General features: G+C 70.3%; 18 protein-coding genes. 12 read left to right on the forward strand and 6 right to left on the reverse strand.

Annotation, left to right across the window (positions count from 1 at the left end; all coding sequences use genetic code 11):
- Positions 1 to 221 precede the first annotated feature (221 nt).
- The 6 genes from AB3M90_RS02000 (at position 222) to AB3M90_RS02025 (ending at position 10,292) form a co-directional block, all read left to right on the forward strand.
- Positions 222 to 4,856, forward strand: a complete 4,635-nt coding sequence (locus AB3M90_RS02000) for an ExeM/NucH family extracellular endonuclease (RefSeq protein WP_412949619.1) — start codon at positions 222 to 224, stop codon at positions 4,854 to 4,856.
- A gap of 132 nt (positions 4,857 to 4,988) precedes the next feature.
- A complete protein-coding gene (locus tag AB3M90_RS02005) occupies positions 4,989 to 5,480 on the forward strand; it encodes a DUF3817 domain-containing protein (protein WP_412949620.1) in 492 nt (163 codons plus the stop codon).
- On the forward strand, positions 5,477 to 7,063 hold the full coding sequence (gene guaA, locus AB3M90_RS02010; protein ID WP_412949621.1) for a glutamine-hydrolyzing GMP synthase: 1,587 nt from the start codon (positions 5,477 to 5,479) through the stop codon (positions 7,061 to 7,063). The genes AB3M90_RS02005 and guaA overlap by 4 nt, the downstream gene beginning before the upstream one ends.
- Positions 7,054 to 8,457 carry a glycosyltransferase gene (locus AB3M90_RS02015; RefSeq protein WP_412949623.1) on the forward strand — a complete coding sequence of 468 codons (1,404 nt, stop codon included), beginning with the start codon at positions 7,054 to 7,056 and terminating at the stop codon, positions 8,455 to 8,457. The genes guaA and AB3M90_RS02015 overlap by 10 nt, the downstream gene beginning before the upstream one ends.
- Positions 8,458 to 8,574: 117 nt before the next feature.
- The gene (locus AB3M90_RS02020) at positions 8,575 to 9,000 is read left to right on the forward strand and encodes a YciI family protein (RefSeq protein ID WP_412949624.1); all 426 of its coding nucleotides are present in this window, start codon (positions 8,575 to 8,577) and stop codon (positions 8,998 to 9,000) included.
- A complete protein-coding gene (locus AB3M90_RS02025) occupies positions 9,000 to 10,292 on the forward strand; it encodes an RNA polymerase sigma factor (protein ID WP_412949626.1) in 1,293 nt (430 codons plus the stop codon). The genes AB3M90_RS02020 and AB3M90_RS02025 overlap by 1 nt, the downstream gene beginning before the upstream one ends.
- Before the next feature lie 70 nt (positions 10,293 to 10,362).
- Here the strand turns inward: AB3M90_RS02025 and AB3M90_RS02030 are convergent, their stop codons facing one another.
- A complete protein-coding gene (locus AB3M90_RS02030; protein WP_412949628.1) occupies positions 10,363 to 10,635 on the reverse strand; it encodes a GlsB/YeaQ/YmgE family stress response membrane protein in 273 nt (90 codons plus the stop codon).
- 157 nt (positions 10,636 to 10,792) lie between these two features.
- Positions 10,793 to 11,719, reverse strand: coding sequence for a Bax inhibitor-1/YccA family protein (locus AB3M90_RS02035; protein WP_412949629.1), 927 nt, complete (start codon positions 11,717 to 11,719; stop codon positions 10,793 to 10,795).
- 89 nt (positions 11,720 to 11,808) lie between these two features.
- Here AB3M90_RS02035 and AB3M90_RS02040 point away from each other — a divergent pair, with 89 nt between their 5' ends.
- The 5 genes from AB3M90_RS02040 to ligD all read left to right on the forward strand — a co-directional run bounded on the left by AB3M90_RS02040 (position 11,809) and on the right by ligD (position 21,119).
- The gene (locus AB3M90_RS02040) at positions 11,809 to 12,795 is read left to right on the forward strand and encodes a glycerophosphodiester phosphodiesterase family protein (RefSeq protein ID WP_412949630.1); all 987 of its coding nucleotides are present in this window, start codon (positions 11,809 to 11,811) and stop codon (positions 12,793 to 12,795) included.
- Positions 12,796 to 12,934: 139 nt separating this feature from the next.
- Positions 12,935 to 16,099: a lamin tail domain-containing protein gene (locus AB3M90_RS02045; RefSeq protein ID WP_412949632.1), complete on the forward strand. Its 3,165-nt coding sequence runs from the start codon at positions 12,935 to 12,937 to the stop codon at positions 16,097 to 16,099.
- Positions 16,100 to 16,252: 153 nt separating this feature from the next.
- Positions 16,253 to 18,715, forward strand: coding sequence for an ATP-dependent helicase (locus AB3M90_RS02050; protein ID WP_412949634.1), 2,463 nt, complete (start codon positions 16,253 to 16,255; stop codon positions 18,713 to 18,715).
- A gap of 99 nt (positions 18,716 to 18,814) precedes the next feature.
- Positions 18,815 to 20,005 (forward strand): SseB family protein, encoded by a 1,191-nt coding sequence (locus tag AB3M90_RS02055; RefSeq protein WP_412949635.1) that lies wholly within the window; start codon positions 18,815 to 18,817, stop codon positions 20,003 to 20,005.
- A gap of 43 nt (positions 20,006 to 20,048) precedes the next feature.
- Complete coding sequence (ligD, locus tag AB3M90_RS02060) at positions 20,049 to 21,119, forward strand: non-homologous end-joining DNA ligase (RefSeq protein ID WP_412949636.1); 1,071 nt, start codon at positions 20,049 to 20,051, stop codon at positions 21,117 to 21,119.
- 6 nt (positions 21,120 to 21,125) lie between these two features.
- Here ligD and AB3M90_RS02065 read toward each other — a convergent pair whose 3' ends face one another.
- Both AB3M90_RS02065 and AB3M90_RS02070 read right to left on the reverse strand, forming a co-directional pair.
- Positions 21,126 to 22,169 carry an ATP-dependent DNA ligase gene (locus tag AB3M90_RS02065; protein ID WP_412949638.1) on the reverse strand — a complete coding sequence of 348 codons (1,044 nt, stop codon included), beginning with the start codon at positions 22,167 to 22,169 and terminating at the stop codon, positions 21,126 to 21,128.
- A 46-nt stretch (positions 22,170 to 22,215) separates the two neighbouring features.
- Positions 22,216 to 23,670, reverse strand: coding sequence for a phytoene desaturase family protein (locus AB3M90_RS02070; protein WP_412949640.1), 1,455 nt, complete (start codon positions 23,668 to 23,670; stop codon positions 22,216 to 22,218).
- 65 nt (positions 23,671 to 23,735) lie between these two features.
- On the opposite strand from AB3M90_RS02070, the gene AB3M90_RS02075 reads away from it, so the two are divergent.
- A complete protein-coding gene (locus AB3M90_RS02075) occupies positions 23,736 to 24,221 on the forward strand; it encodes an SLC41A family transporter (RefSeq protein WP_412949641.1) in 486 nt (161 codons plus the stop codon).
- A gap of 11 nt (positions 24,222 to 24,232) precedes the next feature.
- On the opposite strand, the gene AB3M90_RS02080 is transcribed toward AB3M90_RS02075, so the two are convergent.
- Both AB3M90_RS02080 and AB3M90_RS02085 read right to left on the reverse strand, forming a co-directional pair.
- Positions 24,233 to 25,468 carry an acyl-CoA dehydrogenase family protein gene (locus AB3M90_RS02080; RefSeq protein WP_412949642.1) on the reverse strand — a complete coding sequence of 412 codons (1,236 nt, stop codon included), beginning with the start codon at positions 25,466 to 25,468 and terminating at the stop codon, positions 24,233 to 24,235.
- A gap of 149 nt (positions 25,469 to 25,617) precedes the next feature.
- Complete coding sequence (locus AB3M90_RS02085; protein ID WP_412949643.1) at positions 25,618 to 26,280, reverse strand: TetR/AcrR family transcriptional regulator; 663 nt, start codon at positions 26,278 to 26,280, stop codon at positions 25,618 to 25,620.
- Between the last annotated feature and the right edge of the window lie 3 nt (positions 26,281 to 26,283).

Consider the following 26,283-nt stretch of genomic DNA (forward strand, 5'->3'; position numbering starts at 1 on the left):
GCTCACTAGGCACCTTCGTCAGGGGTCGTTTCGGCCGTCCGGTGAGCGCTCGGTGACGAATCGGGAAACTCCGTTGAGGATGTCGGAGGCGCTACGTATGCTCGCTCCATGTGTGCGGGCTGGGAGAACCAGGTACGCGCAGTGACAGATTCATGAGAGATGTCGCGACACCGACCGAGGAGACAGCACCGATGATGTCCGCTCCCGAGAACGAGAACCGGATGGCTCTCGTCTCACACCGTAGAAACCGGGGGCGCATCGGCGCTCTCGCCGTGACCTGTGCGGCGGCGATGGGCTTCGGCTCGATCGCCGTGCCCCCTGCGATCGCCGATCCGACGGGAACGGGGGTGGTGATCAACGAGGCCTATCTCTCCGGAGGCAGTGCCGGAGCCGCGTTCTCGAACAAGTTCGTCGAGCTATACAACCCCACCTCGGCCCCGGTGACCCTCGACGGCATGTCGCTGCAGTACCGCTCGGCCACGGGCACCGGCGCCTCCAACGGCGTGGCGCCCCTCAGCGGCGTCATCCCGGCCGGCGGTCACTACCTGGTGCAGGGCAACAGCAACGGTGCGAACGGGGCGGCGCTCCCGACGCCCGACGCGGTCACCACCCTCACCCCGAGCGGCACGAACGGCACCATCGCCCTCGTCGAGGGCACCGCTGCGGTGACCCTGACCCCGGGGTCCGTCGCGGGTGCCGAGGGCGTCGTCGACGTGCTCGGCTACGGCACGTCGAACACGTTCGAGACCGCGGCGGCCACGCCGCCCGCGGGCAACACCGACGTGAAGTCGCTGAACCGCACCGACGGCGTCGACACCGACGACAACAGCGCCGACTTCTCGCTCTCGGCGACGATCACGCCGCAGAACACGCGAGGCGCCGACCCCGGGACCGACCCGGGCACCGACCCTGGGACCGATCCGGGCACCGACCCCGGTACGGAGCCCGCGAAGGTGTCGATCGCCGAGGTCCAGGGCACGACCGATGTCTCGCCCCTGAGCGGACGGACCGTCGAGGTCGAGGGCGTCGTCACCGCGGACTACCGCAGCGGCGGCTACAAGGGCGTCGTCATCCAGACCGCGGGCTCCGGGGGCGCCGCAGACGCCACGCCCGGAGCATCCGACGGCGTCTTCGTCTTCCTCGACGCCCTGGCCCCGACGCTCGCCATCGGCGACCTCGTGTCGGTGACCGGCGCGGTGAGCGAATACTACGGTCAGACCCAGCTGGCACCGCGCGTGCTGACCGACGTCGAGGTCCTCGCCGCCGGCGCGGGTGTGCCGGCCGTCACGCCGCTGCCCGACACGGTGCGGGGCGCCGACCGCGAGCAGTACGAGAACATGTACGTCGCTCCGACCGGCACGTACCGGCTCGCCTCGAGTCACCAGCTCTACAACTACGGCACGCTGTGGCTGAACGCCGGCGCAGAGCTGAACGTCAAGAGCACCGAGACCACGCGTCCCGGCGCCGACGCGACGGCGATCGCCGCGGCGAACCGCGCGAACCGCATCCTGCTCGACGACGGCTGGTCGATCCAGGTCACCAACAGCGGTCATCCCGGCGAGCAGCCCTACTTCACCGAAGACGAGGTCGTGCGCAACGGCGACACCGTCGACTTCGGCGACAACGGCTACGTCCTGCAGTGGGGCTTCGACGACTGGCGTCTGCAGCCGATCGTCCCGATCGACGACGCGTCGCCGGCCGAGCTCGCCGTGGGCTTCTCGCCGACGAACCCGCGTACCGACGCACCGCCTCAGGTGGGCGGCGACGTGCAGGTGGCGTCGTTCAACGTCTACAACTACTTCACGACCCTGAAGTCCGAGAACCCCGACGCGCGGGGCGCCGCGAACGCGGCGCAGTTCGCCGTGCAGAAGTCGAAGATCGTCGCGGCGATCAACGGCCTCGACGCCGAGATCGTGTCGCTCATGGAGATCGAGAACTCGGTCAAGCTGGGCGAGCCGGTCGACTCGGCCCTGCGCGATCTGGTCGACGGTCTCAACGCCGACGCCGGCAGCGAGGTGTGGGACTACGTGCCGACGCCCGACGCCCTGGGCGACGCGAGCACGACCGACTACATCACGAACGCCATCATCTACAAGAGGGATGCCGTCACCGCGGTCGGCGACAGCGCCACCGTCACCGACGAGTCGGTCTGGGGCAACGCGCGCGAGCCCATCGCCCAGGCGTTCGACATCGACGGCCGCATCGTCACCGTGGTCGCCAATCACCTCAAGTCCAAGTCGCCGCCCGAGGGCGCCGGCGCGGAGCCGGCCGACGGCCAGGGCTTCTTCAACGCCGACCGCGTCGCCCAGGCGAAGTCGATCCTCGCCTTCACCGCAGAGCTCGAAGAGAGCACCGGCAGCAGCGACATGCTGCTGATCGGCGACTTCAACGCCTACGGCAAGGAAGACCCGATCGACGTGTTCACCTCGGCGGGGTGGAGCGACCTGGTCGCCGACGAGGCGGCCGGGCAGTACACCTACTCCTTCGACGGCGAGCTCGGCTCCCTCGACCACGTCACCGCATCGCCGTCGCTGGTGTCGTCGATCACCGGCGCGGGCGTCTGGGGCATCAACTCGCCCGAGTGGAGCGATCGCGGCTACGCGTTCGGCGCGACCGAGGAGGGCACGCCGTTCCGGTCGAGCGATCACGATCCGATCATCGTGGGCGTCTCCGCGGAGATCCCGCCGGTCGACATCGACGTGGTGACGATCAACGACTTCCACGGTCGCATCGAGGCCGACGGCGCCGCCGCCGGCGCGGCGGTCGTCGCCGGGGCGGTGAAGAAGTTCCGGGAGGACAACCCGAACACCATCTTCGCGGGAGCCGGTGACCTCATCGGCGCATCGACCTTCACCTCGTTCATCAACGACGACAACCCGACCATCGACGCTCTCAACGCGGCCGGTCTCGACGTCAGCTCGGCGGGGAACCACGAGTTCGACCAGGGCTGGGCCGACCTGCGCGACCGCGTGCAGGAGCGCGCCGACTGGGAGTACATCGCGTCGAACGTGTTCGTCACCGAGACGGGAGAGCCCGCGCTCGCCCCGGCCTGGGTCAAGGAACTCGACGGCGTGCGCGTCGGGTTCGTCGGAGCCGTCACGGAAGACCTCGACTCCCTCGTCTCGCCGGAAGGCATCGCCGGGCTCGAGGTCCGCAGCATCGTCGACTCCGTGAACGCGGTCGCCGACGACCTGCGCGACGGCGACACGTCGAACGGCGAGGCCGACGTCGTGATCCTCCTCGTGCACGAGGGCGCCGAGAGCGTGGAGCTCTCGGCGATCACCGAAGACACCCCGCTCGGCGAGGTCGTCTACGGTGTCGACGATGATGTGGACGCGATCGTGTCCGCGCACACCCACCTCGCGTACAACCACGTGATCGACGGTCGTCCGGTCGTCTCGGCCGGCCAGTACGGCGAGAACCTCGGTCTGATGAGCATTCGGGTCGATCGCACCACCAAGGAGCTGATCTCGATCACCAACGAGATCAAGCCCCTCGTCGTCGACGGCAAGCCGGCCTACACGCCGGTGCCCGAGGTTCAGGCGATCGTGGATGAGGCCAAGGCGCAGGCCGACGTTCTCGGGGCGGTCAAGGTCGGCGACATCACCGCCGACTTCAATCGCGCTCGCCAGAGCGACGGCAAGACGGAGAACCGCGGCGGCGAGTCGACGCTCGGCAACTTCGTGGCCGACGTGCAGAAGTGGTCGACCGGTGCGGACATCGCGCTGATGAACCCCGGCGGGCTGCGGGCGAATCTCACGTATGCCGGCACCGGCCCCGGCGACCCCGACGGCAACATCACGTACCGCGAGGCGGCCACCGTGCAGCCGTTCGCGAACACGCTGGTCACCCTCACGCTCACCGGTGCGCAGCTCAATGAGGTGCTCGAAGAGCAGTGGCAGCCGGCCGGTGCGGCCCGGCCGTTCCTGAAGCTCGGCGTCTCGGAAGGGCTCGTGTACACCTACGACCCGGCCGCCGCCCAGGGTTCGCGCATCACGTCGATGACGCTCAACGGCACGCCGATCGATCCGTCCGCCGGCTACACGGTCGCGGCCAACTCGTTCCTGGCGGCGGGTGGCGACAACTTCGTCTCCTTCCGGGAGGGAGCGGACAAGCGCGACACCGGCAAGATCGACCTCCAGTCGATGGTCGACTGGTTCGACGCCGAGAAGGTGGCCGAGCCCGACTACGCCCAGCGGGCGATCGGCGTCACGATGAGCGCGGCGGATGCCGACGGCTACAGCGCGGGCGACCGTGTCACGCTCTCGCTCTCGTCGCTCGCGTTCAGCGCCGGCGAGCCGGCTCCCGGCGCGGTGTCGCTGTCGCTCGGATCCACGTCGCTCGCGACGGGGACGATCGATCCGACCGTCGTCGACACGACCGACGAGGTCGGTCGTGCGACGCTCGAGTTCACGGTGCCGTCCGGCGTCGTCGGCGAGCAGCAGCTCACCGTCGCGGTGGCGGGGACGGGAACGACCGTGCAGGTGCCGTTCACCATCGCCGATGACCAGCCGGAGGAGTTCGCCGGCTCGATCGAGCCGGAGTCGTCGAAGGTGGCGGCGGGCAAGAAGCTCACGATCACCGGTGAGGGATACCAGCCCGGAGAGACCGTGACGGTCGAGCTGCGTCCGAAGAAGGGGCAGGCGATCCAGGTCGGGACCGCCCAGGTCGCCGACGACGGATCGTTCCGCGCCAAGGTCACCGTTCCGAAGAGCACGCAGCCCGGCACCTATACGGTGGCGGTGTCGCAGGCCGACGGAGACGAGGCCACGGCGACCGTCACGGTCACCCGCTCCGGCGGCATCATCGGCACGATCCTCGACTGGCTGTGGGATCTCCTCACCGGCTGGTGGTGACCCCACCGGAGGGATGACAGGACGGAGGCCGTCGGGGGAGACCCCGGCGGCCTCCGTCTGGTCAAGTCACCGTGACCGGTCCCGCCCTCGGCAACCGATTCCGCGTGCTCGCCCGCCGACTAGACTGGCTCCATGCCCGAACCGAAAGTCGCCAGATTTCCGGCGATCCGCGGTGCGCTGAAGTTCTACCAGATCGCGTCGATCATCACCGGAGTCATGCTGCTCCTGCTGGTCGCCGAGATGGTGCTGAAGTACACGCCGATCCACCTCGAGCTCTTCACCGGCGGCTCCGGCGGTCCGCTGTGGTTCGCTCCGGTCGTCGAAGGGCCGGAGGGTCTCGAGTCGACGGGCGACGGGTTCAACCTGTCCCTCTTCATCCTCGTCGCGCACGGGTGGTTCTACGTCGTCTACCTGTTCGCGTGCTTCCGCATGTGGAGCCTGATGCGCTGGCCGTTCGTGCGGTTCATCCTGCTCGCCCTGGGCGGTGTCATCCCGCTGCTGTCCTTCATCATGGAGACGATCGTCGCCCGCGACGTGACGTCGTATCTCGCCACCCGGGAGGCCGCCGACGCTTCGTCGAGCTCGACGAGCCGCCCGGACAATGCCACGGAAGGTGTCCGTTGACCGAACAGTCCGAGACCCAGCAGCGTCCGGCGCTCGTCGTCGACTTCGGCGCTCAGTACGCCCAGCTGATCGCGCGCCGCGTGCGCGAGGCCGGGGTGTACAGCGAGATCGTGCCGCACACCGCCACGGCCGAGGAGATCGCGGCGAAGAACCCGGTCGCGATCATCCTCTCCGGAGGGCCGTCCTCGGTCTACGAGGAGGGGGCTCCGCGCCTCGACCCCGACGTGTTCGACCTCGGCGTGCCCACCCTCGGCATCTGCTACGGCTTCCAGTACATGGCACAGACCCTCGGCGGCGAGGTCGCCCACACCGGCCTGCGCGAGTACGGGGCGACGGATGCTGTCATCAGCGGCGACGGCGGCACCCTGCTGGCGGGTCAGCCCGCCGCCCAGAACGTGTGGATGAGTCACGGCGATCAGGTGTCGAGGGCGCCCGAGGGGTTCGAGGTGCTCGCGACGACAGAGGCCACGAAGGTCGCCGCCTTCGCGGACGAGAAGCGGGGCTTCTACGGCGTGCAGTGGCACCCCGAGGTGAAGCACTCCGACCACGGGCAGCGCGTGCTGGAGAACTTCCTGCACCGGGGCGCGGGTCTCGCCTCCGACTGGAACAGCGACAACGTGATCGCCGAGCAGGTCGAGCGCATCCGCGAGCAGGTCGGCGACGCGCGAGTCATCTCCGCGCTCTCGGGCGGCGTCGACTCCGCCGTGTCGACCGCGCTGGTGCACAAGGCGATCGGCGACCAGCTCACCGCGGTCTTCGTCGACCACGGCCTGCTGCGCAAGGGGGAGCGGGAGCAGGTCGAGAAGGACTACGTCGAATCGACCGGCGTGCGCCTGATCACGGTCGATGCGGCCGACATCTTCCTCGGTCATCTGAAGGGCGTTACAGACCCCGAGGAGAAGCGCAAGATCATCGGCCGCGAGTTCATCCGGGCGTTCGAGAAGGTGCAGCTCGATCTCGTCGAAGAGGCGAAGGCAGACGGCGGCGCCCCGGTGAGGTTCCTCGTGCAGGGCACGCTCTACCCCGACGTCGTCGAGTCGGGCGGGGGTGCGGGCACCGCGAACATCAAGTCGCACCACAACGTGGGCGGTCTGCCCGACGATCTCGACTTCGAGCTCATCGAGCCGCTGCGCGCCCTCTTCAAAGACGAGGTCCGTGCGATCGGCCGTGAGCTCGGCATCCCCGAGGCCATCGTCGGACGCCAGCCCTTTCCGGGGCCCGGTCTCGGCATCCGGATCATCGGCGAGGTCACCGCTGACCGTCTCGAGATTCTGCGTGAGGCCGACGCGATCGCCCGCGAGGAGCTGACGAAGGCGGGCCTCGACCAGGAGATCTGGCAGTGTCCCGTCGTCCTCCTCGCCGACGTGCGCTCGGTGGGCGTGCAGGGCGACGGCCGCACCTACGGTCACCCGATCGTGCTGCGTCCCGTCTCGAGCGAAGACGCGATGACCGCCGACTGGACCCGACTGCCGTACGACGTGCTGTCGAAGATCTCGAACCGCATCACCAACGGCGTGCGCGACGTCAACCGTGTGGTGCTCGACGTCACGTCCAAGCCGCCGGGGACGATCGAGTGGGAGTAGGGGGTTCCGCGCCCTCGGAGACGGCGCCGCGGCTTCTCGACGCCGAGTACCTCGTCCTGTCGAGCCGGTTGATCCCCGGACTCGACGGCGGGTACACGATCGCCACGCTCGCTCGGGCACGGCAGCTCGCCTCGGCGGGCGTCGACGGCGGTCGAGGGCCGCAACTGCTCACCTTCGATCCCGCGACGACGGCCGCGCACGACGAGCATCGTCGGCTCTTTGCCGAGCAGGGCGCGCTGATCGAGCCCGCGCGTCTGCGCAATCTCTTCGACGAGGCGCAGGCGCCCGGTGGCGGATCGGCGACCTGGCTGCGTGCGGCGGCGGATGCCGGAGCCGCGCCCGATCCCGGCGTCGAGTACCGCGTGCTCGAAGACGCCGAAGGCCGCCCGTTCGCCGCTCTCCCGGTGATCCCGGCGAATCCCGACTGGCACCTCTCGACGGCGCCCGTGCTCGTGTACGACGCCGTCGGCGCTGTCGCAGGAGCCGTTCGCGGCTTCCGCGGCCTCTACCGCGCCTGGCTCGAACACGTGACGGCTTCGCTCGGCGACCGGACGATCGTGGTCATCTGCGAGTCGCGTCAGCTGGGCGAACTCGTCGCGGACTGGTCCGATCCGCGCGTCCGCATCGTCCACACCGTTCACACGATCCATCTCGAGGCGCCGTACACCGTCGACGCGCCGATGAACGCGCTGTGGACGCGCTGGCTCGCGCTGGCCGACCGCTTCGATGCCGTCGTGTGGCCGACCGCGACGCAGCGCGACGACGTGGTGGCGCGCTTCGGCTCCTCGGCTGCGCACGCCGTCGTGCCGAACCCCATCGCACCGGTCGAGCACCACGACGACCTGCGCGAGTCCGGACTCGTCGTCGTTCTCGGCCGTCTCGCTCCGGGCAAGCGCGTCGACCAGGCGATCCGGGCCTTTCTGGCCGCAGACGTCGCGGGAAGCCGACTCGAGATCTGGGGCGGAGGGCCCGAGGCGGACCGCCTGCACGCCCTGATCGACGAGCTCGACGCCGGTGAGCGGGTGGTGCTCGCCGGTCACACCGACGATCCCGGCCGGGTGCTCGACCGCGCCTCGGTCGTCGTCACCTCCACCGCGTTCGAGGGCCAGCCGCTGGGGGTCGTCGAGGCTCTGCTGCACGGCGCGCCGGTCGTGGCGTACGACGTGCGCTACGGCATCCGCGACGTCCTCGCCGGCGGTGGGGGAGTGCTCGTTCCCGATGGCGACGTCGACGCTCTCGGCGCCGCGATCGGGCGCGTACTCCGCGACCACGACCTGCGCGCGCGTCTGAGCGCCGAAGCCCCGACCGTCGCAGCGGCCTGGAGCCCTGAGCGGTCGCTCGACGCACTGACGTCGGTGCTCGGTGCCGTCGTCTCGCATCCGTCGCGCCGCTGACGGATCGGCGTCCGGAAGAATCTGGAAAGAATCTCGGACCGATGTCGATCCGGGCCGTTCCCGTTCGACGTCTGTAGTGAGAGGGTCGAGAGACGACCCCCGAACAAGGAGATCATCATGAAGTTCATGCTCATCATGCGCGCGACCGACGAAGCGGTGGAGGCCTATAAGGACATTCCGTTCGACGAGGTCATCGAAGCCATGGGCAAGTACAACGAGTCGATGATGAAGGCCGGCGTCCTGGTCGCGGGCGAGGGACTGACCGATGCCGCCGAGGGCTTCGTGGTCGACTTCGCCGCCGAGACGCCGCTCATCACCGACGGCCCCTACGGAGAGACGAAGGAGCTGTTCAACGGCTTCTGGATCGTCGAGGTCTCGTCGCGCGAAGAAGCGGCCGAATGGGCCCGCCGGGCACCGCTCACCCCCGGCAACTTCCTCGAGGTGCGTCGCGTGACGGAGTTGTCCGACTTCCCGGCCGACAACGAGTGGATCGAGAAGGAAGCGGGCTGGCGCGACGAGCAGGCGCAGCGCGCACAGCAGTGATGACCGAAGGACCGAACGCCGCGACGGCGCGACCCGCTCCCGATCAGGGCTCGGCGGAGCGCGCCGTCGCGGCGGTCTGGCGCATCGAGTCCGCCCGCATCGTGGGCGCGCTCACCCGGCTCGTCGGCGACTTCGGTCTCGCGGAAGACCTCGCTCAGGAGGCTCTCGTCGACGCGCTCCGGCAGTGGCCGGTCGACGGCGTGCCGCGCAACGCGGCCGCCTGGCTGACCGCGGTCGCGAAGCGGAAGGCGATCGACGGATGGCGACGTCGCGAGCGGCTCGACGAGCGCGTCGCCCTGCTGGCGCACGAACAGGAGCGGGAGCAGGCGGAGGCCGGCGACCTGCCGTGGGACCCGGATGCCGTCGACGACGACGTGCTGCGCCTGATCTTCATCGCCTGCCATCCGGTGCTGTCGAAGGAGGCGCAGGTGGCGCTCACTCTTCGCGTGGTCGGAGGCCTGTCGAGCGAGCAGATCGCGCGGGCGTTCCTCGTGCCCACGGCCACGGTGCAGCAGCGGATCGTGCGAGCGAAGAAGACGCTCGCGGCCGCGAACGCACCGTTCGAGGTGCCGCCTCGCGAGGAGCACGCCGGGCGGCTCGGGGCGGTTCTCGGCGTGCTGTACCTCATCTTCAACGAGGCCCACGCGGCGAGCAGCGGACAGGACTGGATGCGGCCGGAGCTCGGCGACGAGGCGATCCGCCTGGGCCGGGTGCTGGCGGCGCTGATGCCGCGTGAGCCCGAGGTGCATGGCCTGCTGGCCCTGATGGAGCTGACGGCGGCACGGTTCCCGGCGCGGACCGACACCGACGGCGAACCCGTGCTCCTGCGCGATCAGGATCGGCGCAGATGGGACCGCGGGCGCATCGCGCGGGGGCGGGCGTCTCTGCGGCGCGCCGATGCGATCGGTCGGGGGCGCGGGGCATACAGCCTGCAGGCGGCGATCGCGGAATGCCATGCCGTGGCCGCCTCGGTCGACGAGACCGACTGGGACCGCATCGTCGTGCTCTACGAAGCGCTCGGACGCATCTCCCCGTCGGCGGTGGTGGAGTTGAATCGCGCCGCGGCCGTGGCCATGGCCACCGGCCCGGCGTCCGCCCTGCGGATCGTCGACGAGCTGTCGGCCTCGGGGGCGCTCCGCGGGTACCACCTGCTGCCGGCGACCCGGGCCGAGCTGCTGCGGCAGCTCGGTCGCGACGACGAGGCGCGGAGCGAGTTCGCCGTCGCGGCGGGGCTCGCCGGCAACGACCGTGAACGCGCCCTGCTGCGGCAGAAGGCCGAAGGGCGCGAGTGACCGCACAAGACACCCGCCCCCTTCGACAGCGGAAGCCGTCGAAGGGGGCGGGCGTCTGGGGACGGAGACGTCAGTTGCGCGCGCGGCTGCCGCGTCCGACGATCAGGCCGTAGATCAGCAGCACGACGATCGCGCCGCCGATGGCGAGGAGCCAGGTCTGCAGGCTCCAGAACTCTTCGAGTCCGACACCGAAGATGACCGATCCGAGCCAGCCGCCCAGGAGGGCTCCGACCACACCGAGCAGTAGCGTGACGATCCATCCTCCGCCCTGCTTGCCAGGAAGGATGAGCTTGGCGATGGCGCCGGCGATCAGGCCGAGAAGAAGAAATCCGAGAAAACTCATGGTCTGCTCCTTATGTGTTGCGACACCCGTGGTGTCGGGTATCGCAGACGACTATGCCGAACCGCGGAACCGCGCAGAACCCCCTTGCGCGACGCTCCTCGAATATGGCAAAGAGGCCCGCCTCCGGGGAGACGGGCCTCTTCGCGACGGATCAGGATCAGTTGTTGCCGCGGACGATCGCGATGATGCGGAGGATCTCGACGTACAGCCACACGACCGTGACCATGATGCCGAAGGCGCCGAGCCAGCCGAACTGGCGCGGGGCACCGTTGCGGACGCCGCGCTGGATCTGGTCGAAGTCGAGCACCAGCGAGTAGGCCGCCATGATGACCACCAGCACGCCGATGATCAGGCCGAGGGGGATGCCGGCGATCTCGGCGCTGAGCAGTCCGAACGCCTGTCCCTGGGGGAGCACACCGGTCCACATCAGCACCAGGTTCAGCAGCGAGAAGACGAGGTAGCCGATCATCGCGATCATGAAGATCTTGGTGGCCCTCCGCGAGGCGCGGATCTTGCCGCTCGCGAACAGCGCCAGCGTCACGCCGACGACCGACACGGTGGCCAGCGTCGCCTGGAAGACGATGCCGGGGTAGATGACCTCGAAGAACGCCGAGATGCCGCCGACGAAGAGGCCCTCGAACGCCGCGTAGGCGAAGATCAGCGCGGGGCGCACCTTCTTGCGCGAGGTGAAGGTGATGACCATGGCGAGGACGAATCCGCCGAGTGCGCCGATGATCCAGGGGAGCATGTTCGGGGCGAAGCCGTTGTAGGGATCGCGCTCGGGGGCGGCCACGCCGCCGAGCGTCCACACCCAGCCGACAGCGGCCGTGACGAGCAGGATGCCGAACAGGCCCGCCGTCTTCCAGACCGTGTCCTCCACCGACATGCGATCGGTCTCGATGGCGCCGGCCGGCGGGGCGGCGTACATGCCCTCGAGCTGGGCGTTGGTGGCGGCATCCATCGTGCCGTGCTGGAACGACGCGCTCTGCGCGCCCTGAGCGGCCTGGGGCCCGCCCGGATACGTCGCGACATTGCGCGGGTCCTGCTGCTGGAACGCCGGGTTGTTGAAGGCGAAGTTGCTCATGGTGGGCCTCACTCCAAAAGGGGGTCGTAGGTCGCTTTCCTCTACGATACCCGCGCGATACGGCCCACGGGGTGTTCTACGCTGTGAGCGTGCCCAGGAGATCGCCCCTCGTCATCGGGCACCGCGGCGCGCCCGGCTATCGACCGGAGCACAGCCGGTCGTCGTACGAGCTCGCCCTCGCGATGGGCGTCGACGCGGTCGAACCCGACGTCGTGGCCACGAAGGACGGCGTGCTCGTCGTGCGCCACGAGAACGAGATCTCCGGCACGACGGACGTCGCCGACCATCCCGAGTTCGCCCACCGCCGCACGACCAAGCGCGTCGACGGCGAAGCGCTGACCGGCTGGTTCACCGAGGACTTCACCTGGGAGGAGCTGTCGCGCCTGCGCGGGCGCGAGCGACTGCCCGAGGTGCGGGCGTCGAGCGCGAGCTTCGACGGCGCGCAGGGGATCCTCCGTCTGCGCGACGTGCTCGACATCGTGCGCGACGGGTCGGCCGAGCACGGCCGTGAGATCGGCGTCGTGCTCGAGATCAAGCACGCGACGTACTTCGCGTCGATCGGGCTCGATCCGGCTCCGCTCATCGAGCGCGAGCTGCGCGACGCCGGGTGGGCCGACGGGGAGCTGCCGCTGATCATCGAGAGCTTCGAGTCGACGGTGCTCGGCGACCTGCGCGATCGGGGCATCGTCGCGGCCTACGTCTACCTGATCGAGGCGTCGGGGCGGCCCTACGACCGTCTGGTGGCCGAGGGCAGACAGGCCCTCACCTACAAGGCGACGGTGCAGCCCGCGGGCCTGGACCGGCTCGTCGGGGAGGTCGACGGGATCAGCGTCGACAAGCGGATGCTGCTGGCGCGCGGCAACACGATCGTCGCGGAGGCGCATGCGCGCGGGCTCACGGTGTTCACCTGGACGTGCCGTCCGGAGAACGCGTTCCTCGCAGCGGAGTTCCGTGGCGGCGGCGGTCGCGGCGACTTCGGCGACTACGAGGCGGAGTGGGGCGTCATCGCACGCTCCGGAGTCGACGGCGTCTTCGTCGACCACCCCGATCTCGGGGTCGCGTTCTTCCGCAGCTGACCCGCACCCGGCGGCGCGCGTCGGGTGCGCAACGGCCACCCGTCGTTCACCTCCCGTGCACCCGCGCGTCGCGCCGCGGCCATGCGGAGTCGGTGGTCTGAGGCGGTAACCCCGTCGATCCCCTCCTCAGGAGTCCTCCATGTCCCGCCTGCACCTCGCAGCCGCGATCTCGGCGGTGAGCGCGCTCAGCGCCGCCGCACTGCTCGCCCTTCCCGGCGTCGCCGTCGGCGCCGACGCCGGCATCCGCCCCTCCGACCAGACCCTGGCGGCTCCCGCCGCCGGGCTCGTCATCAACGAGATCGTCTACGACGACGCGGCGACGGGCCTTGCCGACCAGGTGGAGCTCTACAACGCCGGCACCTCGACCGTCGACCTCGACGGCTGGCGCATCGCCGATGACAAGCGCGACGCCTTCGGCCAGGCGCCCGACGGAGCGACGCTCGCACCCGGCGCCTTCCTCGTGCTGACGAAGGACATCGACTTCCCCTTCGGCCTGGGCAAGGGCGACGAGGTCGTGCTGTTCGCCCCCGACGGCACCGAGGCCGACGCGTTCGCGTACGAGAACACCGCGCCGCTCTCGGTGTGGGCGCGCTGTCCCGACGGGACGGGGGCCTGGGCGCACGCGACCGCCGTGACGCCGGGTGCGGCCAACGACTGCAGGGTCGCCCCCGCGACCGGCTCGATCGTGATCAACGAGGTCGACTCGCAGCCGGCCGACTGGGTGGAGTTCCACAACCCCGGCGATGCCGCCCTCGACATCTCGGGCTATGAGATCCGCGACAACTCCGATGACCACCGCTGGCGCTTCCTGCCCGGCACGAGCATCGCGGCGGGACAGTTCCTCGTCGTGGAGGAGGGCACCGTCGGACTGGTCGACGGCGTCGAGACCGCCTTCCGCGACCCGATCGGCATCGGCAGCGCCGACCGAATCCGGCTGTACGACGCCGCGGGTGCGATGATCGACGACACGCTGCCGTGGGCCGACCATGCCGCGATCGATCGCGACTCGACGTTCGCGACCCTGGCGCGCTGTCCTGACGGCGGCGACGGGCCGTTCCTGCTCGCGAACGCCACACCGGGTGCGGCGAACTCGTGCGTGCTGCCCGACGTCGCGATCAACGAGATCGAGTCGAACGGCGACACGACCGACTGGGTCGAGATCGTCAACACCGGCGCCACCGCGGTGGACCTCTCGGGATGGTCGGTGATGGACAGCGACCCCCGCGGTCATGCGGCCGAGACCTTCCCGCTCCCCGCCGGCACCGTGCTCGCTCCCGGGGCGTTCTTCGTGTTCGACCAGCCCGCGGCGTTCGGCTTCGGGCTCGGCGACGGCGACACCGTGACGATCCGCGACGCGAGCGGCAACACCGTCGACGAGCACGTCTACGGCGCCCACGCGGACGGCGTCTGGGCGCGCTGCGCCGACGGCACCGGCGAGTTCGTCGACCTCGCCACCTCGACCAAGGGGCTGCGCAACGCGTGCGGCAACCCCGTCCGCATCAACGAGGTCGAGTCCGACGGCGGGTCGCCCGACGACTGGATAGAGCTCGCCAACCCGACCGCGGCTGCGCTCGAGGTGGGCGGCATCGTCGTGAAGGACGATGACGACGCCCACTCCTACGCGATCCCCGCGGGGACCTCGATCGTCGCGGGCGGCCACCTCCTGCTCGAGCGCGATCAGCTGGGCTTCGGTCTCGGCGGCGGCGACCGGGTGCGTCTCTTCGACGGCGACCTGCTGATCGACGAGGCCTCCTGGGGCGAGGGTCACGCGGCGACCACCTGGGGGCGCTGCCCCGACATCACGGGCGCGTTCGCGGTGACGGCCGAATCCACCAAGGGTGCCGCGAACGTGTGCGCGGGCGAGATCGCCGTCTCGCCGTGGCCCGGCTCCGCCGACGTCCGCGTGCTCGACAGCATCCCGACGTTCCTCGAGGACAGCTCGGGCCTCGACGTGCAGGAGACGGCCGACGGCGCCTTCCTGTGGGCCGTCGACAACGGCGAGGGCCGCATCTGGAAGCTGGAGGCGCACGCCGACGGCTCGGTGACCATGGTCGACGGCTGGGACGAGGGCAAGCGCGTCCGCTTCCCGAAGGACGCCGCCGACCCCGGTGCCGCCGGCCCCGACACCGAGGGCATCACGGTCGACGGCGCCGGCGCCGTCTACGTCGCGTCGGAGCGCGACAACAGCGCGAAGGGCGTCAATCAGAACGTCGTGCTGAAGGTGGATCCGGATGCCGCGGCCGGCGACCTCGTCGCCGAGCAGGTGTGGGATCTCACCGCTCTGCTGCCCGCGGTCGGGGCAAACCTCGGCATGGAGGCCGTGCAGTGGGTTCCCGACACGGCGCTCGCCGGAACCCTGTTCGACGACACCACGGGGGCGGTCTACGACCCAGCCGAGCACCCGGGCCACGGCGACGGCCTGTTCTTCGTCGCGGTCGAGGACGGCGGGCACGTCTACGCCTTCGCGCTCGCCGCAGACGGCACGGCGACGCTCGTGTCGGAGATCGACCCCGGTCTCGCCGGCGTGATGGCGCTCGACTACGACAGCGTGCTCGGCGTGCTGTGGGCCGTCTGCGACGACGGATGCCACGGACGCTCGGCGCAGATCACGCTGAACGGCACGCCGGAGCCGGGCATCGCCCACTTCGCGCGTCCCGAAGGCATGCCCGACATCAACAACGAGGGCTTCGCCACGGCGCCCGCCTCGTTGACGGTCGACGGGAAGCGTCCGGTGTGGTGGTTCGCCGACGGCTTCCCCTCCGAGGCGCTGCGCGTCGGGACACTTCCGGGCGCCGGCGGCGAGAACCCGGGCGGCGAGAACCCGGGCGGCGAGAACCCGGGAACCGGTCCCGGCGGCGGCGTTCCCGGCGGTGGCGGTTCGGACGGCGGCACGCTTCCGCTTCCGGGCACGGGTCTCGTCGACGACAATCGGAACGGTGCCATCGTCGATCCGGCGGTCGCCGTCCCCGGGCAGGAGGTCACGGTCACGGTCGGCGAGGAGCACGCCGGCGCGGAGGTCGCGGTCTGGATGTACTCCGAGCCGCAGCTACTCGCGACCGGAGTGCTGACGGCATCCGGCTCCGTCACCGTCACCGTTCCCACCGATGCGGACCCCGGGGACCACCGCATCGCGGTGTATGCCGCCGACGGAACTCTGCTCGGCTGGGTCGACATCCGCATCGCCGCCTCGGGCGCTCTGGCGATCACCGGCGCCGAGGCGCCGACGGTCGGCATCCTCCTCGCGATCGCGCTCATCGCGGCGGGCGCGGTGGCCGTGACCCGCCGTCGACGCCGCGTCGCGTAGTCCCGGCGCGGCAGTTTCGCAGAACGACACGTTTCTCGCACGCTTCCCTCGGAGAACGTGCGAGAAACGCGTCGTTCTGCGTGGTTCGCGCTCGCGCGGCGGCGCTGCACCCCGCGCCGCAGTGTCGGTGCCGCCGCTTAGACTCGTCAGGTCATGACCGAAGCTCCTCTCATCGTCCCCGGCACCGCCGGACCCCGCTCGTCGGCACCCCCCGCGCACGACGATCTCCTCGCCGGCCTCAACCCTCAGCAGAAAGCGGCCGTGACCTATCGCGGCCCCGCTCTGCTCATCGTCGCCGGCGCCGGGTCGGGCAAGACCAGCGTGCTGACGCGGCGCATCGCCTCGCTGCTGCGCGGCCGCGAGGCGTGGCCGAGTCAGATCCTGGCCATCACCTTCACCAACAAGGCCGCCGGCGAGATGCGCGAGCGGGTCGAAGGCCTCATCGGCGACGCGGCCCGAGGCATGTGGATCTCGACCTTCCACTCCGCGTGCGTGCGCATCCTGCGCCGTGAGGCGCAGCAGTTCGGCTTCACCAAGTCCTTCACGATCTACGACTCGGGCGACTCCCGCGCGCTCATCAAGCGTCTCGTCAAAGAGCACGAGGCCGACGCCTACGGACTGACGCCGGCGGCCGTGCAGGGGCGGATCTCGAAGCTCAAGAACGAGCTGTCCGACGCCGAGGCCTATGCGCGTCAGGCCAACATGAGCGATCCCGCCGAGCGCATCTTCGTCGAGCTGTTCACCGACTATCAGCGCCAGCTGCAGAAGGCCAACGCGTTCGACTTCGACGACCTCATCGGCCAGACCGTGTACCTGTTCCGCGCCTTCCCGCAGGTCGCCGACACGTACCGGCGCCGCTTCCGCCACATCCTCGTCGATGAGTATCAAGACACGAATCACGCCCAGTACGCCCTGATCCACGAGCTCACCCGCCCCGTCTCCGGCGACGGGGCCGAACCGTTCGCGGCGAACGGCATGATGATCTTCGAGCCCGAGCCTGCGGCCGGACCCGACGAGGCCGGAGCCTCGCTCACCGTCGTCGGCGACTCCGATCAGTCGATCTACGCCTTCCGCGGCGCCGACATCCGCAACATCAGCGAGTTCGAGCGCGACTTCCCGGGGGCGAAGGTCGTGCTCCTCGAGCAGAACTACCGGTCGACGCAGAACATCCTCTCCGCGGCGAACGCCGTGATCGGCAACAACTTCGACCGCAAGGAGAAGAAGCTGTGGAGCGATCGCGGCGACGGTGACCGGATCGTCGGCTTCACCGGATACTCGCAGCACGACGAGGCGCAGTTCGTCGCCGACGAGATCGAGGCGCTGCGACGTGCCGGCATGCCCTACTCCGAGATGGCCGTGTTCTATCGCACGAACTCGCAGTCCCGGGCGCTGGAGGAGATCTTCATCCGATCGGCCGTGCCGTACAAGATCATGGGCGGCACGAAGTTCTACGAGCGCGCAGAGATCAAGGACGCCCTGGCGTATCTGGTCGCCGTCGCGAATCCGGCCGATGAGATGGCGGTGCGCCGCATCCTCAACAAGCCGCGGCGGGGGATCGGCGACGTGACCGAGACCGCCATCGCGCGCTTCGCCGATGAGCAGGGCATCACGTTCCGTGACGCCCTGGCGGAGCCGAGCCGTCTGGGCGTCGGACCGAAGATCCAGGCGGCGATCGCCCAGCTCGACGCCGTGCTGACCGAGGCGACGTCGATCATGCTGCCTCCGTCGGGCGAGGTCCCGCCGCCGACCACGGTCGCCGAGGGGCTCAGTCTGCTGCTGTCGAAGAGCGGCTACCTCGACGCTCTCCGCGCGAGTCGCGATCCGCAAGACGAGGCTCGCGTAGAGAACCTCGACGAATTCGTGGCGGTCGCCCGCGATTTCGCGCGGAACAACCCCGAGGGCACGATCGTCGACTTCCTCACCGAGGTGGCGCTGGTGTCGGATGCCGACGACCTCGACGACGAGTCGGGAACCGTGTCGCTCATGACGATGCACACCGCCAAGGGGCTCGAGTACGACGCGGTGTTCGTCACCGGGGTCGAGGAAGACCTGATCCCGCACCGCATCTCGGCGAACGAGCCGGGCGGCCCTCAAGAGGAGCGGCGGCTCTTCTATGTCGGCATCACGCGTGCGCGCAAGCGCCTTCATCTGTCGCTGGCCATGACGCGCGCGCAGTTCGGCGAGGTGACCGTGGCGATGCCGAGCCGCTTCCTGCAGGAGATCCCTGCCGCGCTCATCGACTGGAAGCAGTCTCCCGGCGACGTGAACTCCCGCGGCGGCATGCAGTCACGGGCCCTGAACGCCCGACGCTCCGGCGGCTTCGGCGGAGGCTCGGGCTCGGGCGATCGATTCGGCGTGAAGCCGCTCGCGCCGCGCGACACCCTCAAGCCGCTCTCGACCGCGATGGACAAGTTCCCGAATCGCGTCACGGCCAAGATGCGCGACAACGGCGACCTCGAGCTCGCAGCCGGCGACCGCATCAGGCACGTCGACTTCGGCGAGGGTCGCGTCGACGCCGTCACCGGCGAGGGGGCGAAGCGCATCGCCCACGTGCGGTTCGACTCGGCGGGGCAGAAGAAGCTGCTCATCAAGGTCGCGCCGATCGAGAAGATCTAGTCGGTTCGCGCCTCGGGCTTCGCGCGCCTCGGGCTTCGCCGGCCTCGGGCCGAGGCGGCCATCCTCCACCGACGCACCACGCGGGTTAGGCTGGCTCATATGGCCCTCTTCTCCCGCCGCAAGAAGTCCGGCGACGACGCCGTCGCCTCCGCCGAAGACGCGAATGTCGTCGCGTCCGGCTCCGCGCCGCAGAACGACGCAGCCAGCTCGACCGACGACGCTGCGGCCCCCACCGAGCCGGAGGCCGCGGCCCCCGCCGTCGGCATCTCGGTGCAGGCGTTCCGCGGCGTCGGCGCCGCGGCCGGCCCGGAGGTGGCGCTGCCGGAGACCGACGCGACGACGGATGCCGCGGCATCCACCCCCGCACCCGCGTCCGCATCCACCCCCACCCCCTCGCCCTCGTCGCAGGCCTCGCCCCAGACCCCGGTGCAGCCCGCAGCCCCGCAGGAGCGGAAGCTGCCCCTCGCGCCGGCCCTTCCGCCGGAGCAGACCGAGACGATCGCCGGCATGAAGGACAACGTGCTGCTGCGCGAAGCTCTCGCACAGATCGAGGCGGGTGCGACGAACGACCAGCTCCTCGGCGTGATGCGCCAGGCGCTTCAGGGCCACCTGTACATCCGCGTCATCGGCGACGCCCGCGCGCAGATCAGCGAGGGCAAGCCGCTCGCGGTGGCGGTAGTGCGCGATGGCGACCGCCAGTTCATGCTCGCGTTCAGCTCCGCCGGGGCCGTTCGCGCCTCGGTGCAGCTCGAGGCCGACGCGGCGGCGACGTCGGCCGTGGCTCAGCCGGTCACCTCGGTTCTGCAGCAGGTGGTGTCGGGCGACTTCGCGGGCCTCATCATCGACAACGCGTCGGCGCCCCATCGCGTGGTCTTCCCCACCGAGCTGCTGCAGAAGACCCTCGAGCAGGCCGATGTCGACATGAGGGTCAAGACCCTCGTGGCCGCGCCGCGCGAACAGGACACCACGCGCAAGGTCGGCGAGGCGCTGGCGGCGACGCGCATGTGGGTGGCCGTGAACGACGGCAGCGGCACCGGGCAGGTCGGCATCGCCGAGGCGCAGACCGCCGACGGGCGGCGCTTCCTCCAGCTGTTCTCGCACCCGCTCGAGGTGATCGCCCTCGGCCGGGGCGACCGGCCGATGCCCTTCGAGCCTGAGCAGCTCGCCAAGGTGCTGGCGACCCATCCGGAGATGGGCGGGGTCCTCGTCGATTCCGCCGGGCCCTCGATCGTCGTCGAGCGCGACGCGCTCGCTCCGGTCCTCGTGCTCGCGGTCGATCTCGAGGACTGACGGCGGGCTTCCGCGCGGTCGGTCCGCACCCTAGGGTCGGAGCATGGCCTCCGAACGCGTGACCCTGACCGTTGCCGACTCCGACGGAGAACGCGAGGTCACCCTCTCCAGTCCCAACCGGGTGGTCTGGCCCGACCTCGGCATCACGAAGGCGGAGCTGGCCGAATACGCGCAGCTCGTCTCGGTGCCGTTCCTCGCCGCGAATGGGAACCGTGCCGTGTCGCTCGAGCGATTCCGAGACGGCATCGAGGCATCGGGGGAGCGCCGCAAGGAGGGCTTCTTCTCGAAGAACCCGCCCAAGGGCACGCCCGACTTCGTCGACGCCGAGATGATGACGTACAACAGCGGGCGCCAGCATCCGCAGATCGTGCTCAACCGCACGAGCGCGATCGTCTGGGCGGTGCAGATGAACACGATCGTCTTCCATCCCTGGGCATCGCTGGCCACCGACCCCGACAACCCCGTCGAGCTGCGGATCGATCTCGATCCGCAGCCGGGAACCGATTTCGCGGATGCCGTCACCGCCGCGCACACCCTGCGCGAGGTGCTCCGCGAGGCGGGGTTGGAGGCGTTCGCGAAGACCAGCGGAAACCGTGGTCTGCACATCTTCGCGCCGATCGAGCCGACCCACGAGTTCCTCGACGTGCGGCATGCCGTCATCGCGGCCGGGCGGGAGCTCGAGCGCCGCATGCCCGAGCAGGTCACCACGAACTGGTGGAAGGAGGAGCGCGGGGAGCGGATCTTCGTCGACTTCAACCAGGCCAACCGCGACCGCACGATGGCGGGCGCCTACAGCCCGCGCGCCCTGCCCGGCGCGACGGTCTCGACACCGGTGCGGTGGGAGGAGCTCGACGGGCTCGACCCGCGGATCTTCACCGTGCGCAGCATCCCCGAGCGGCTGGCCGAGTCCGGCGACCCGTGGGCCGGCATGCAGACGTCGCCCGGTCGCATCGACACGCTGCTGGAGTGGTGGGAGCGCGACAGGGCGGACGGTCTCGGCGAGCTTCCCTTCCCGCCGGAGTTCCCCAAGATGCCGGGCGAGCCGCCCCGCGTGCAGCCGAGCAAGAAGGTCGCCGGGAACTGGGACGAGAACGGCAACCCGACCGGCGACTGACCGCCCTCAGCTCAGCACGTCGGCGAGGTCGTACCCGGCCACGGTGTCGAGCTGGTCGTAGGTGCACGACCGTGCGTCGCGGTCGGGCCGCCAGCGTTCGAACTGCACCGTGTGGCGGAAGCGCGCGCCTTCGAGCTGGTCGTACCGCACCTCGAGCACCCGTTCCGGGCGGAGGCGCACGAACGACACGTCCTTCGCGCCGCTGAATCGCGACCGCTCGCTCTCGCCCGTGACCGCCTCGCCGCTGTCGTCGCGTTCCACCAAAGGAGCCAGCTCGTCGACGAGCTCGCGGCGACGCGCGTCGCTCCAGGCCGCGACTCCGCCCACCTGACGCAGCGTCCCGTCGTGGTCGAACAGGCCGACGAGCAGCGAGCCGACGCCTGATCCCGACTTGTGGATGCGGTAGCCCAGGGCGACGACGTCGGCGGTGCGCGCGTGCTTGATCTTGAACAGGGTGCGCTTTCCCGGCGCGTAGGGCTGGTCGAGCGGCTTCGCCACCACGCCGTCGAGCCCGGCGCCCTCGAACTCCGCGAGCCAGCGCACGGCCGCATCGCGATCGCGCGTCGTGCGGGTGATGTGCAGGGGGTGGTCGACGCCCTCCATCATCGCTTCGAGCCGCGCACGCCTGCTCTCGAAGGGCTGATCGAGCAGCATCTCGTCGCCGTCGACGAGCAGATCGAACGCGATGAACATGGCCGGCGTCTCGACGGCGAGTCTTGCCACGCGCGACGCCGCGGGATGGATGCGCTGGCTGAGCGCCTCCCAGTCGAGGCGTTGGGCGCCCTCGGCGCCGGTGGCCACGACGATCTCGCCGTCGAGCAGGCAGGGGCGGGGAAGAAGGTCGGGAAGGGCGTCGACGAGTTCGGGGAAGTAGCGCGTCAGCGGCTTCGCGCCCCGCGAGCCGATCTCGACGGTCTCGCCGTCCCAGGCGATGAGACCGCGGAAGCCGTCCCATTTCGGCTCGAACAGCAGCCCGCCCGATGTCTTCGCCGGGTCGGGGACGGCGGCGACGGCCTTCGCGAGCATCGGGGCGGGGATGTCGTAGCGCATGGATCCATCCTGGCCGCGTGCGCACCGGTGGCGGAAGAGGGTTGCGTCAGCGGAACAGATCGCCGAGCTCGGCGGGCGCGCCCGCATCGCGGAGCACGGTCTGCGCCGCGTGCCAGCCGGCGAGGCCGTTGACGGCCGGGCCCGGAGGGGCGGATGCCGAGGCGAGGTACACGCCGCGCATCGGGGTGCGCCAGGGCGTCGTGGAGACCACGGGCCGTCGCACCGCCTGGCGGATGTCGAACACGCCGCCGGAGATGTCGCCGCCGATCTCGGCCGGGTTGATCGCCTCACGAGACGAGGCCGGCACGGCGTGATGGGCGAGGATCAGGTCGCGGAAGCCCGGCGCGAAGCGTTCCACCTGGGCGATGATGAGCTCGGTGGGGTCGAGATCCGATCCGTTGGGCACGTGGATGTACGCCCACAGGACCGCCTTGCCCTCAGGGGCGCGGGTGTCGTCGAACACCGACGGCTGCACGGCGAGGACGTAGGGGCGCTCGCTCACCCGCCCGGCGGCGACCGCGTTCTCGCTCGCCCAGACCTCGGCCCGCGATCCGACGACGTGCACGGTCGGCGCGAGGCGCACGTCGGGATTCGCCCAGGGGATGGGGCCGTCGAGGGCGAAATCGACCTTGGCCGCCGCGGCGCCGTAGCGGTACGCCCGGACCGCGCGCGCGTATCGAGCCGGCACATCGGGGTGGGTGAGCAGCAGCCGCGGAGAGGTGTTGAGCAGCAGCACGTCGCCGCGACGCGGGTCGCCCCAGTCGAGCGAGCCGAGGTCGGACACGCGGACTCCGGTCTCGACGGTCCCCCCGTGAGCCTCGAGATCGGCGACCATCGCGTCGGCGATCCGCTGCGCGCCGCCCCGGGGGTACGGCCACCCTCCGGCGGAATGGGCGAGGGCGACGAGCAACAGGCCGGCCGCGGCTCCCGCCAGCGACGGCTGCGGCGCGTTGGCGTGCGCCATCACGCCCGCCATCAACGCGGCGGCCTCATCTCCGAGGAACGCCCGCTCGGCGAGAGGAGTGCCCTGGTCCAGCATCCGGGTCGCGAACCTCACGGCCGTGATCGGGTCGCGTGGGATGCGCAGCAGCTGATTGCCGGTGAAGTCGGTCACGCCGTCGATGTGACGACTGAGGGGGCGGACGCGGGTCAGCCAGGCGCGGGCGTCGGGCCCGAGCCCCGCGGCGGTGCGCTCGATGTCGCGCCAGGCGATCGCGGCGCGGCCCCCGTCGAGAGGGTGGGCGAAGGAGATCTCGGGGCGGATCCACTCGATGCGCTCGGTCAGGCCGAAGGCGCGGAAGAACGGAGAAGACATGGCCGCGGGATGCACGGCCGAGCACACGTCGTGCCGAAATCCGGGAAGCGTGTTCTCGTGCGTGCGGATGCCCCCGCCGATCGTGTCGGCGGCCTCGAGGACGCGGACCCGGTAGCCGCCGCGAGCGAGTGCCACGGCGGCCGCGAGCCCGTTCGGTCCGGAGCCGATGATCGTCGCGAGAGCCATGCGAGAAGTCTCGCACGCGGGGAGGAGGTGGGCGGAGGGGGTTGCGCCGTGCGATCCTGGAGGGGATGAAAGAAGTACAGGGGCCGACCCCCGCAGGCACCTCCCGTCCGTACCGCTCGCTGACCGAAGCGCTGCGCGCGCACCGCATCGACCCGGCCAACCACGCGTTCATCACGGCCATCGCCGATGCCGTCGGCATCAGCACCTTCATCGACCGCGGCCGCTACATCGAGGCGATCCGCCGCGGCGAAGGTGCCGCGCTGCACATCGGGCGCACGTACACCAACGGCTTCGCGGAGGACGAGCGGATCGTCGTCGGCTCGACGCCTCTGCGGCTTCAGCCCAGTGAGGGCCGGCCGCCGTACTTCTACGTCAGCCATCCCACCGAGTTCCTGTCGGTCGCGCCGACGCGGGCGAAGCGCAGCACGACGCCGCGGGCCTCCGCTCCGCGCGCCGAACGGCCGTCGACGCCGGTCGCGGCGCGCGACTACGGCGTCTGCGACGTGTGCTTCATGGTGCGCACCCCGGCCGGGGCCTGCGGCTGCGACTGACGCTCCGAGACTCAGGCGAAGGCGCTCATCCCGGTGATGTCGCGACCGAGCAGCAGCGCCTGCACGCTCTCGGTGCCCTCGTAGGTGTGGATCGCCTCGATGTCGGCCATGTGCTGCATGACGCCGTATTCGAGGAGGATGCCGTTGCCGCCGAGCAGGTCGCGCGCCGTGGCCGCGACGCGCCGCGCGGCGCGCGTGTTGTGGAACTTCGCGAGCGACGCCTGAGTGGGGCGCAGCTCACCCGCCGTCTCCAGGTCAGCCATGCGTCGGCAGTAGAGCTGCATCGCGGTGAGATCTTCGAGCATGTGGGTCAGCCGCTCCTGCACCATCTGGAACTTCGCGAGCGGCTTGCCGAACTGCACCCGCTGGGTGGCATACGCGAGCGCCGCCTCATAGCAGGCGGTCGCGTGGCCCAGCGCCGACCACGCGACGCCCGAGCGGGTGGCGTAGAGCACCGTTGACGCATCCTTGAAGCTCGCGGCTCCCGGGAGCACGGCATCGGCGGGCACTCGCACGTCGTCGAGCACGATGTGCGCCTGATGGATCGCCCGCAGCGACGCCTTGCCGGGAATGACGGTGCCGGTGTATCCGGGAGTCTCCTGCTCGACGAGGAAGCAGCGCACCGCGCCGTGCTCGTCGGCCGACTCGTCGTCGACCCGGGCCCAGACGAAGGTGATGCCGCCGGAGGCGCCGTTGCCGATCCACTTCTTGGCGCCGCGGATCACCCAGTCGTCGCCGTCGCGGCGTGCGACGGTCTCGAGCGACACCGAGTCCGACCCGTGATCCGGCTCGGTCAGGGCGAACGAGCCGAGCACCGAGCCGTCGGCCAGGGCGGTGAGCCACCGCTCCTGCTGCTCGGGCGAGCCGAAGAGGGCGAGCGTGCGCAGGGCGAGACCGCCCTGCACGGCGAGGATGGTGCCGAGCGACCCGTCGCCGCGCGAGATCTCCATGTTCACCAGTCCGGCGGCGAGGGGCGAGAGATGCGTGAGCGACGGATGCCGGATGCCGTCGACGACGAGGTCCATCTCTCCCATTCGCCGCACCGCGGCCAGCGGGTACTCCGCACGGTCCCAGGCGTCGGCCATTCGCGGCCCGACCTCGTCGACGTAGGCGCGTGCTCGGTCCCAGGCCTGCCGATCCTCGGCGGGGATGTCGGCGAAGACGGCGTAGTAGTCGCTGTCCTGACGCGCTGTGATGTCGTAAGACGAGACGCGCTCGCCGGGGAGGGGGGAGGCTGCGATACTCATGGGTGCTCCTTCGTGGACCTGAGTATCGTACTCCTCGACACTCCGTCTCACGACCCCGCATCCGTTCAACTCCGTGCGTCGTCATGCAGCTTTCGTGAGCGCGAGGAGCGGCCGGTCAGGTTGGAGCCGACGAGGAAGGCGGTGAGCCCTCAGTCGAGCTCCGACCGCAGCCTCCGCGTCACCTCCGCGACGGGCATCGATCGCGGGAAGACCGCGACCACCATGTCGTCCGGCGCCCCGGCCGCGGCATCCGCCCCGACGCCGTAGCGACGACGGACGTCGGCCAGCGCGCTCTGCAGGGTCGACAGCGGGATCTTCTTCTTGCCGCGCAGGAGTTGGCGCAGCACGTGATTGTGCACGGCTGTGACCAGCGCGGCGAAGCCCACCGCATCGAGCGGATCGACGCCGGGGAGCGCGCCGCGAAGGTAGTCGTCGAAGAGTCGCTCGTAGCGGAACACGGTGATGATCTCGCGCTCGCGCAGCACCGGCACCTGACGCACGATCTGGTACCGGCGCCGGGCGAGATCGGGATCGTCGGCGAAGTGCGCGAAGACCGATTCGGATGCCGCGCACACCGCCGCCCACGGGTCGTCATGTCCCTCGGCGAGGAACTCCCTGAGTTGCTCCAGCAGCACCTCGTGGTCGGCGAACACCACGTCCTCCTTGCCGCCGAACTGGCGGAAGAAGGTCGATCGCGAGACGCCGGCCGCCTTGGCGATCTGCTCCACAGAGGTCTGCTCGAAACCTTGCGCCTGGAAGAGCTCGAGCGCGGCGGCGACGACGACGGCGCGCGGTTCGGGGAAGTCTCGCATAGC

This window comes from Microbacterium martis (assembly GCF_047246685.1).
Classification (GTDB): Bacteria; Actinomycetota; Actinomycetes; order Actinomycetales; family Microbacteriaceae; genus Microbacterium.